Raw genomic sequence first — 9722 nt, 5'->3', positions numbered from 1 at the left:
GTTGCCATGTCACTGAATACTCGTCCTAGAAAAGCGTTAGATTGGCTTACACCATTAGAGAAATTTGCTCAGCTTGTTGATTATCATAAGACTTTTCAAACTGTCGCACCTCATGTTTGAATTCGCCGTATTTTTTCAGATTGTCCTGCTAGACTGTAGTTTAAACTTAAATCTTTACTTTCGTTATTCCAAATCATTTCATTAGAGAACACTCGTGCCAATGCAGCACCGCGGGAAAAACCAAAAATTGATAGATTGATTTTTTTAATTAATCGATGCTGGTTTAAATTAGCTTCGATTTTTGCTTCAGCTTCAATTTTACGTTCCTCAACTTGTGGCTTAAGAATCGCTTCAGCTTGTTCAATTTTAAGTTTTAAAACGTTGGTTAACGTTTCACTAATCTGGTCTTCACCATATTCTAAGCGCCTAGATCCGCCAACTCCAGTAGCGCCACCAGTAGGAAATGTATCTTGAGAATTTGCTATTTGTTTGTCAATCCAATTATTAATCTCTCCATTAAATGGAGTTCCAACACCTGAAATGTAAATTGGATGACTTAACTGTATAGGTGTTTTTAGAGAACGCATTTCAAAGTTACTATAAGAAATAGCATTACGCCATAGTTTTGCAGGATTAGCTAACTTGGCAATTTTTTCATCATTCTCTAAATTATTTCCAGTTCCATCAAAAAAAACTGAAATATTAACTACATCAGAACAATCCTGTTTAGCATTAGGACTCTGATTAGCAATATCATGATTACTATTCTTTATTTTCTGTAATTCATTAAACATAGTCTTCTCTTATTTTTTTTCTTTTGCATTCAATTCATCAATTATTTTTGCTCTCCACTCTAAACCTTTTTTAGTAGCACGAGGCAATTCATTTGATAAGGTAATCTCTACACTATCATCCGGATATAAATGCACTGCTAAGTATTTTTTACCTTTTATTTCTTCAGAAGTTAATATAGGAACATTGATTGCTGTATGTTTGCGGGAACTATTTGTTTCACCCCATTTAACAAATTGTGACCCAGTTAAAACTGCTGACCTTTTCGTTCCACTACCAAACCCACCTCCTAATTCTTCTTGATTTAATTCAACGATATAGGGGATATAATTGGTATCGTAACCATAAGATGTTGTAGTCAAAACATATGTTTTTGTGGAGCCTGTACTACACCCAACTAGACCCATCATTATAGTAATCGGCAGCATTACAATTTTTTTTAAAACATTCATTAACTTACCCTTAATTTTAAATATACAATTTTTAAATTAGTAATTTATTACTATTCATAGTATTTAAATCACTATAAATGCACTAGCTCAGCTGCATCAAATCTTCAATTTCTTCCATTGCCTGATCCATATTGATGATTTTATTTTTTACTTTTAAAAGAACACTTTGCAAAAACATATCACTTTCAAACTTATCTTTATAAATCAATGTCAAACATATAAAATTTAAAATATCTCTAGTGCCATTTAGCGAACATTCTCTAGCCTTTTTAAGCATTTCAATAACATATAAATACAAGTCCCAATTATTGAATGACTTTATCAAAAACGGATTATTTAATTTTAAATAATAAATTAGATGATCAGGAAAAGTAGCTTCGACCATTAGTTCTTCTTGTTCAATTGTAAATTCAAAGGGCTGGCGCCAATCATAAAATATTTGTAATTCACAATTATTATCACCAATAATTGTATGTATTTGACCTAAACGATCCCAATACCACCAACTATAAATTGGTTTTAAAAGAATTTTCTTTTGTTCTTCCAATAAGACTTGTTGCTGTACATATAAAGTATTATCAGTTGTTTGCCCCACTAATGTACCAAGTATCGCAGGATCCCAAAATGCTAAATACATTTCAAGTCCCCCCTCAAACTTAACATCTATAAATTGTCTTAAGTGCGCATATAAGTCATCAAAACTTAGCATTGTGACAATTAAAGTCATTCGTGATGTACCAACCATCCGATGATTAATATATTCCCACTCAGAACTATTTATATTATGACTCAATTGAATTAAATGTGGTGATAACTCCGATGCTTTATCACCGGCTGCCTCAACTAATATATTACGTGATTGCAAAATGTCCTTACGTTTAAAAAAGCTACTATCTTGTGCAGCATCAATCACCCCATATATAAAATAGTTTTCTCTAGGGAATTGCTCAAAGAAACGACTTAAATCATTTTTTAATATTTTCGACATCTATTGGCCATCCCCTTTATTTACAAATGCACCTCTTTGACTCGCTCTTCTTGCCAAGCATTCCCAACATACACTTTGAGGAAAAAAAGGAAGACTTATATTGACTTTCGAGCCATTTAAAAATAAATGTTGCCCAGCCTTCACCTCAAACTTTCCAGCAGTAGTTGGCAATACCCCTGCACTGCTAATCTCAATTTGACTACCGCCAGCTGTCAGTACTATTTTCTTACTGGCTTTAATTTCAACGGTATCTTCCGTAGAAATAATTTGAATACCCTTTCGTGCAATCAGATCTGCCCCATCACCTTGAGCTTGGATTTCAACTTTGCCTTTGCCTGCATAAGCACGTAATCCCTCTTGTGCTGCAAATAGACTGATCTTGCTTTGCGCATGGGCAATTAAGGATTTTTGACTGCTAAGGTTGATGCTATCGCCTGCACTTTGGCTGATCTGTCCATCTGCTGAAAGATGAATATCTTCCTGACTACTCACAGCAATTGAGTTCGGTGCAGATAAAATCATCAAAGCTTGTTTAAAGGCATCAGCTTTTTCTTTACTGCCTTTTTCAATTTGTCCAAGGAAGTTTTTCAGATTATCCAAGACTTCAAGTGGGTCAGTTTGTTGATTTTTCGCCACTTCACTTAAAGCTTTACTGCTGTTTAAGTTGGCTTCGATTTGATCTTTTGCAGCTTGTGCGTCGAGGTGCATTGCTGCTGCTTGTTGTTGTGGGTGTGTGCTGACAAGTAGCCCTTGTCCTGCACGTACTGCGCCCCATTGATCGGTTCTCAGTTCAAAGCCTTCACCTCTTCCCTCACTTTCTGCGGTTTCTTTGGGATGACTGAGGTTCCCTAGGTTGAGCTGGGTGGCACCATGGGTACTTTGTAATTGTGTTGATATTTGTCCCGTCGTGTCATCAAAGCGCAGTTGTCCAAAGCCTTCACCTTGGACTTCCTTACTTTTTATTCCAGCCAGTTTTTTGGTGTCAGGCAGTTTGCCTTTACTATCAAATTGGGTTGGACTGCGCTGTGCTTCATGTATACGCCCCACCACAAATGGGCGGTCGATGTTGCCGTCAAAGAAATCTATCACCACGATTTCATTAATGCGCGGCAAGAAGCGTGCGCCATAACCTTCGCCTGCCCATGGAGTCAGTACATCTACCCATGCAGAGTCCGTATCATTGTCATTACTTCCTGCACCGCCATCATGGCTGTGGTCATCTCCACGGGTAAATAAGAAGCGGACTTTGATACGCCCCCATTCATCGACATGTATTTCTTCACCACTTGGCCCGACAACTTTAGCCCGTTGCGGATGGGTGCTTGGACGGTGTTCGAGTGGGTTATATTCAGGAACCGTCGCAATATTGCGGCGTTGCAATGTGAGCTGATTGGCCTGACGCTCGGCCTGTTCATGGATGGGTTTAATATTCCACTGGCTTTGTTCAATCAGTTGATTGACTTGTTCAGTGAGATCTTTGGGTAAGTTATTTTGGTTATAGAATTTCTTTTCTGTGATTAAAAATTGTCTGTCTGCACCACTATGCTGATCAATTTCTGGGTGTTCATTCAGTTCAAACCAATAACCGACTTGTGTATCACGCACGGTCGATTGTGCATTGAATTTTTTCGATTGTAATTCGTTATAGCGTGTTAAGTTCTGATTCAGTTTTTCAATTTGGCTGTTAGATGAAGCGGTAGCTTGGTCTTCGCCTTTTAAATCTTGCATCCATGCGGGGCTGACATGCCATGCTTGTTCAAGACTTAAGCTGGCATTGTCATGGCTTTGACTATGCTGATGTTTGCTTTGGACTGAACCAGCACCTTCTTCTTGACTAAGCCCATCAGCTTGCCAGCGCTGCACATGTACCGCAGTCGGTTGAATACTCCGTTCACTGATCAAGCTGGTAATGCTGTCTTGTTTTTCTGTGGCACTGGAACGATGAAAGCGGATACTACGACGGCTGAGTGCTTGAAATTGGCTATTGTCATCGATCAGGCGAAGTTTTTGTTTTTCAATTGGGGCTGAGGAATGTGGCACTTTCAGCTGCGCTTCATCAATTAACCAGTTGATACCTTCACTGCGCCATAGCCGCGTTAAAAAATCATAGTCTGTTTCATTCGACTGCATAATGAATGGTCGAACATCATAGTTCTCACTTAAACCGCTTAGATCAAGCGTTAGACTTGCTGCGAAAAGCGGGCTTTTGCTTTGCCATTCTTTAAACAGAGTCTCACTGACATCACGCACCGATTTGTTCATAAACACACGGCTGTTGCGGCGTTTATGCCATAGCGACGTTGCATCTTCTAAAGTAAGTTTATATAGCGTGAGTGAACCGTCACTCTGCCCTTGGGTGGCTTCAGTAATAATACCCGTGGTACGAAAGAGTTCGCCTTGATCGGTCACTTGATCAACTGCGACTTGTGCGCCAATAAATTGTTTTAATGGAATAAGGGCATTGGTGGATAGGCAAATCAAAGTCGCTTGCATGCCCTGATTCAAGACATGCTCCCCATCAATACGTTGAATAAAAATCTCTGCGTTCAAAGCAGGATTGGAAAATTGAACATGAATAGCGCGTTTTTGGGCAGATAGGCCAAATTGTTCTAATACAGCAAGTATATTGCTTAACATAATTAAAATTCTAAATTGTAATAATACGAAATAATTAGATCATTATTTTAATCAAAAAATAGACTTTATTTAATCATAGGAAACATCAAAGATGTTTAGATATGTAAAACGAAGTCTCAAGCATGTTACAAAAAATTCAAAAACTCATTAGAAAAACTACACAAATAAGATAATGAATTTAACTCCCCTAAATAACACATAAAAAATAATAAGTTAATTTAAACAGGATGATTAAAAATAAATCATTACTATATTGTTTTACAATTTTAATCCCCTATAATCTAGATCAAACAGACAGGTCTGTCTATTTTGCTGAAAAACCGAATGACACGATGCATTCAGAGGGTAAAAATAAATAAAAGAAGACGTCTAAAGCGTTCAAAATACAAATCATTCACTGCCGCTAACATAGTCAATGATTTGTAGCACACCATTATCAGCAAAGCGCGGTTATTCCTAGAATAACCGCGCTTTTTTATTTTTTAAGCACGTTATAACTTAACTTATTCACTGCTCAATCAAGCCTAAAGAAATTCGAGTGTCGTTCAATCCTTCTAATTAAGCATAGTAATGCTCATGCCAATTCTAATTGAATGAGTGTGTACACCCGTTTCCAATAATCATCCAAATTTACTTGATTTGGATCAATCTGCGCTTGAATGGTCATACCATCTAAAATACTTGATAAAAATGCCGCAAGCTGATCGGGTTGTTGTATGCCTAAACGTCGAAGTGCATAACTTATTTTAGACTTTAACCATTCTTTATAATCAATTGCAGGTTGTAAAGAAGAAGGATAAACCTTTGAAATTTCTTCTACTGCTTTTTGAAACATGCATCCATTAAAATCTGCCGATCGAAACCATGCATCGTACCAAGCAAATATTGTTTTAATATGAGATAAATAATCTTTTGGATCACATTGAGCAATTACAGCATCAAGTGACTCCTGTAAATTAAGATTTCGGGTCACGAGACATTCTTCAATTAATTTAGCTTTGGATGGGAAATATTTATAAAACGTCATTTTTGCAACACCAGATTCACTGATAATCCGATCAATACCAATAGAGTTATAGCTATAGGTATTAAACAGTTTCAGTGCAGTGTGAATGATGTCTTGTTTCTTTGACATTTTTTTACCTGAAGTGCCAAACTTTAAAAAATTAAGCCATTGGCTCATAAGCACAGTGTACGTATAGAATTTACATCCTCTATGGCCGTGCATTATAGCTTAAAACCAACCATGAACCTTAAAACAGCTGAGCCACTTTTTTCCAAATCATCTAATACTAAAAATATAATTATTAAAAGCTAGTTAATTTAAATTATTTTTCACATCAAATTAGCAACTAAACCATTAATATTTATAAATTATAAAAAATAATTTGAGCGTCAAAACAAATATAATGACTTGATTAAAATACGTAAAATTTATTAAAAATAAAATGCCGGCTCATAAACTTATTTCTCATAAAAAGATTAAAAACGTGCATTGCTCGACATAAAATATTTTTGCTAAATGGCTATGAACAGCTGGTTTTCTGTTCAGCACTTTGCACTCGTTCTTGCTGAGCTTTTTTCATTACTTGATAGCCGCCAGTTACACCCAGTACTGCCATAATAACTGCAACAATAATATCAGGTAGCATACTTCCTGTTCCAAATACGCCTATTGCTGCAAATATCACAGCCGCATTACCGATAACATCATTGCGACTGCATAACCAAACAGACTTCATATTTGAATCACCGTCACGAAATGCATATAAAAATACTGCGCAAACAATATTTGCAATTAAGGCTAGTATACCTATTGTACCCATTGTGATTGCTTCAGGAGGTATGCCTTGTACATAGGCATATATCACTTTTGCAATGACAACGAAGCCAAATAGTGCCATGACTAAACCTTTTGCAAAAGCAACCGATGCACGCCAATATAAACTTGCACCTAATACTGCGAGTGATACACCATAGTTAACCGCATCGCCAAAAAAGTCGAGTGCGTCTGCCTAGAGCGCAGAAGAATGTGCATACATGCCACCAACGAGTTCCACCAAAAACATCACAAGGTTGATGGCTAGCGCTATCCACAAAGCTGTTCTAAATTTGCTGTCTGGCTTTTTCGGTGCAGGTTCATGACTACAAGTACAGGCCATTTTCCAATTCCTCTGTTTGTATTATGATCATTTAAAACTATGGAGTAACTCCAAGGTCAAGTATGTCTACTACAAAATATTTTTTGATCAAAGAATTGGCTCAACAAACAGGTCTGAGCAGCGATACAATTCGGTTTTATGAAAAGAAAAACTTGCTGAAACCGAGTTTTCGTGCAGAAAATAATTATCGTTACTATGATGAAGAAACGCTCAAACGGCTGATTTTTATTAAACGTTGTCGTGACCTCGATATTTCCCTCAATGAAATTAAAAGCCTGCTTGAATTAGAACAACAGCCTGCGCAAAGCTGTCAAATGGTCAATCAATTAATTGATCAGCATATTATTCAAGTTTCTGAAAAAATTAAAGAATTACAAAATTTCAAAAAGCAATTAAAACAGCTTCGTGCCGCCTGTAATGAAACTTCTCGTGTAGATAGCTGCCAAATTTTAAAGCAGCTAGAAAATGGAACATCTTGAAATCCCAACTGTTTTACTAGGTTGAATCCTTTTTTTAGATGGCTAAAATAAAAGGCGTAATTTTTGTATGCCTTTAAAGACATGACTATTCAACACGTAACTGAACTCCTCTCTCCTGCCGGCTCACTGAAAAACATGCGCTATGCTTTTGCCTATGGTGCCGATGCGGTTTATGCAGGTCAGCCACGTTATAGCTTACGTGTTCGTAATAATGCTTTTGACCATGACAATTTAAAAATTGGTATTACTGAAGCCCATGCCTTAGGCAAAAAATTCTATGTAGTGGTCAATATCCAACCGCATAATTCCAAACTTAAAAATTTCATTCGTGACCTTGAACCTGTAGTTGCCATGAATCCAGATGCCCTGATTATGTCAGACCCTGGTTTGATTATGATGGTGCGTGAGAACTTCCCTGAAGTGGCTATACACTTATCTGTTCAAGCCAATGCAGTGAACTGGGCTACGGTGAAGTTTTGGAAAAATATGGGGCTAACACGTGTCATTTTGTCACGTGAACTTTCCATCGAAGAAATTGAAGAAATTAAGCAGAATGTGCCTGATATGGAAATTGAAGTTTTCGTACACGGCGCATTGTGCATGGCTTATTCCGGTCGTTGCTTACTTTCAGGCTATATGAATAAACGTGATGCGAACCAAGGTGCATGTACCAATGCATGCCGTTGGGACTATAAAATTCACGATGCAGCAGAAGACGAAACTGGTGATGTAATTCCTGTCACTCAAGTTGAGGACGCATTCAAAGAAAGTAAATGCTGTGAAAATAAAGATGCCGATGAGCAACACGCCTTAGAACAACACCAATTTGGCGAGCCGGTTTTATTACAACGCAATGAAGAAGACATGTTTGCAGCTGAAGAAGACGAACATGGTACTTACTTTATGAACTCTAAAGATTTACGTGCCGTCCAGCATGTCGATCGTTTAGCGAAAATGGGCATTCATTCTCTAAAAATTGAAGGTCGAACTAAATCCTACTTCTACTGTGCCCGTACTGCGCAAATTTATCGTAAAGCGATTGATGATGCCCTTACAGGCAAAGCCTTTGACCCATCACTGATGTCACAACTTGAAGGGCTTGCGAACCGCGGCTATACCGAAGGTTTCTTGCGCCGTCATGTACACAGCGAATATCAAAACTATGAAACTGGTTCTTCACGCTTTGATCATCAACAGTTCTGTGGCGAAGTTTTAGAGCGTAATGGCGACTACATTAAAATTGATGTGAAAAACCGTTTTGTAGTTGGCGATTCCTTAGAACTGATGACCACATCGGGCAATATCACTTTTACACTAACTGAAATTAAAGACAAAAAAGGTAACTTGATTGAAGATGCCAAAGGCTCTGGTCACATTGTGGATATTCCCGTTCCTGCCGATGTCGATATAGCATTTGCTCTACTGATTCGAAACTTACCAAATTCGACGGCAGATATTTCTGCATTGTCTTTGGCTTATCAGGCTTAAGTTGCAATTATGGCTTTGTTGATTACGGATAAATGTATCAACTGTGATATGTGTCTACCCGAGTGCCCAAATGATGCGATTTATGAAGGCACAAAGGTCTATGAAATTGATGTAGATCGCTGCACGGAATGTGTGGGCTTCTACGAGCATCAAACTTGTGTTTCCGTTTGTCCAATTGAGTGCATTATTCCTCATCCAGATCACGTGGAAAACCAAGAACAATTGATGGAAAAATTTAAAGGTTTGAATTTGTTCAAATCTTAAATGCTGAGATAGCAAATGAAGTCGCTTGAATACTGGTGGCTTATATTGCATTCAGTATTACAGATATTAAAAAGACAACCTTGGGGAAAGTATAACAATAAGGTTGTAAAACAAAAAAAGTTGGGCAACGAATAGGATCAAAATGTGTGGGGACATTTTGGTTCTTTTTTTGCAGACAAAAAAAGGAACTTGGATGTTAGCGTCCAAAGTTCCTGTAAAACGAGAATATTGAGAACAACAATATTCAAAAATGATGATAAAAACTTATCTCAATATTAGGTCAGTGTGTATGGGGAACACACTGACCTTTTCTTTCATTATTGACCTGAACGAATAATGTAATCGAATGCTGAAAGTGATGCTTTCGCGCCTTCACCTGTCGCAATGATGATTTGTTTGTAAGGTACTGTTGTACAGTCACCCGCAGCAAATACACCTTTCACATTGGTTTCGTTGCGCT

8 protein-coding genes and 3 pseudogenes are annotated in these 9722 nt (G+C 37.5%); 4 read left to right on the top strand and 7 right to left on the bottom strand.

What is annotated here, in order from left to right; genetic code table 11:
- A pseudogene (locus tag FTV09_RS15990) lies at positions 1 to 120 on the top strand (IS30 family transposase); the annotation flags it as partial.
- Here FTV09_RS15990 and FTV09_RS15985 read toward each other — a convergent pair.
- The 6 genes and pseudogenes from FTV09_RS15985 to FTV09_RS15960 all read right to left on the bottom strand — a co-directional run bounded on the left by FTV09_RS15985 (position 111) and on the right by FTV09_RS15960 (position 7031).
- Positions 111 to 794, bottom strand: a complete 684-nt coding sequence (locus tag FTV09_RS15985) for a DUF2235 domain-containing protein (protein WP_180058872.1) — start codon at positions 792 to 794, stop codon at positions 111 to 113. The pseudogene FTV09_RS15990 and the gene FTV09_RS15985 sit on opposite strands and share 10 nt — an antisense overlap.
- Positions 795 to 803: 9 nt before the next feature.
- Positions 804 to 1244 carry a hypothetical protein gene (locus FTV09_RS15980; RefSeq protein ID WP_180058871.1) on the bottom strand — a complete coding sequence of 147 codons (441 nt, stop codon included), beginning with the start codon at positions 1242 to 1244 and terminating at the stop codon, positions 804 to 806.
- An 82-nt stretch (positions 1245 to 1326) separates the two neighbouring features.
- Positions 1327 to 2232, bottom strand: coding sequence for a DUF4123 domain-containing protein (locus tag FTV09_RS15975; protein ID WP_067762667.1), 906 nt, complete (start codon positions 2230 to 2232; stop codon positions 1327 to 1329).
- Positions 2233 to 4869, bottom strand: a complete 2637-nt coding sequence (locus FTV09_RS15970) for a type VI secretion system Vgr family protein (protein ID WP_180058870.1) — start codon at positions 4867 to 4869, stop codon at positions 2233 to 2235.
- A gap of 574 nt (positions 4870 to 5443) precedes the next feature.
- On the bottom strand, positions 5444 to 6004 hold the full coding sequence (locus tag FTV09_RS15965) for a TetR/AcrR family transcriptional regulator (RefSeq protein WP_180058869.1): 561 nt from the start codon (positions 6002 to 6004) through the stop codon (positions 5444 to 5446).
- Between the two features lie 391 nt (positions 6005 to 6395).
- A pseudogene (locus tag FTV09_RS15960) lies at positions 6396 to 7031 on the bottom strand (cation transporter).
- A 62-nt stretch (positions 7032 to 7093) separates the two neighbouring features.
- On the opposite strand from FTV09_RS15960, the gene FTV09_RS15955 reads away from it, so the two are divergent.
- From FTV09_RS15955 to FTV09_RS15945, 3 genes are all read left to right on the top strand, one after another.
- Positions 7094 to 7510, top strand: coding sequence for a Cd(II)/Pb(II)-responsive transcriptional regulator (locus FTV09_RS15955; protein WP_180058868.1), 417 nt, complete (start codon positions 7094 to 7096; stop codon positions 7508 to 7510).
- A gap of 81 nt (positions 7511 to 7591) precedes the next feature.
- Positions 7592 to 8998, top strand: a complete 1407-nt coding sequence (yegQ, locus tag FTV09_RS15950; protein ID WP_180058867.1) for a tRNA 5-hydroxyuridine modification protein YegQ — start codon at positions 7592 to 7594, stop codon at positions 8996 to 8998.
- A 9-nt stretch (positions 8999 to 9007) separates the two neighbouring features.
- Entirely contained in the window at positions 9008 to 9262 is a 255-nt protein-coding gene (locus FTV09_RS15945) for a YfhL family 4Fe-4S dicluster ferredoxin (protein ID WP_180058866.1), read from the top strand.
- Between the two features lie 317 nt (positions 9263 to 9579).
- Here the strand turns inward: FTV09_RS15945 and FTV09_RS15940 are convergent.
- A pseudogene (locus FTV09_RS15940) lies at positions 9580 to 9722 on the bottom strand (pyridine nucleotide-disulfide oxidoreductase); the annotation flags it as partial.

Origin of the sequence: Acinetobacter sp. YH12227, from assembly GCF_013417785.1 — a bacterium.
GTDB classification, from domain to species: domain Bacteria; phylum Pseudomonadota; class Gammaproteobacteria; order Pseudomonadales; family Moraxellaceae; genus Acinetobacter; species Acinetobacter gandensis.
This window is presented reverse-complemented; position numbering and strand designations above follow the sequence as displayed.

Excerpts from the sequence above, each read along its gene's own strand:
- FTV09_RS15985 (WP_180058872.1), bottom strand. The coding sequence starts at position 794 with ATGTTTAATGAATTACAGAAAATAAAGAATAGTAATCATGATATTGCT.
- FTV09_RS15980 (WP_180058871.1), bottom strand. The coding sequence starts at position 1,244 with ATGAATGTTTTAAAAAAAATTGTAATGCTGCCGATTACTATAATGATG.
- FTV09_RS15975 (WP_067762667.1), bottom strand. The coding sequence starts at position 2,232 with ATGTCGAAAATATTAAAAAATGATTTAAGTCGTTTCTTTGAGCAATTC.
- FTV09_RS15970 (WP_180058870.1), bottom strand. The coding sequence starts at position 4,869 with ATGTTAAGCAATATACTTGCTGTATTAGAACAATTTGGCCTATCTGCC.
- FTV09_RS15965 (WP_180058869.1), bottom strand. The coding sequence starts at position 6,004 with ATGTCAAAGAAACAAGACATCATTCACACTGCACTGAAACTGTTTAAT.
- FTV09_RS15955 (WP_180058868.1), top strand. The coding sequence starts at position 7,094 with ATGTCTACTACAAAATATTTTTTGATCAAAGAATTGGCTCAACAAACA.
- yegQ (WP_180058867.1), top strand. The coding sequence starts at position 7,592 with ATGACTATTCAACACGTAACTGAACTCCTCTCTCCTGCCGGCTCACTG.
- FTV09_RS15945 (WP_180058866.1), top strand. The coding sequence starts at position 9,008 with ATGGCTTTGTTGATTACGGATAAATGTATCAACTGTGATATGTGTCTA.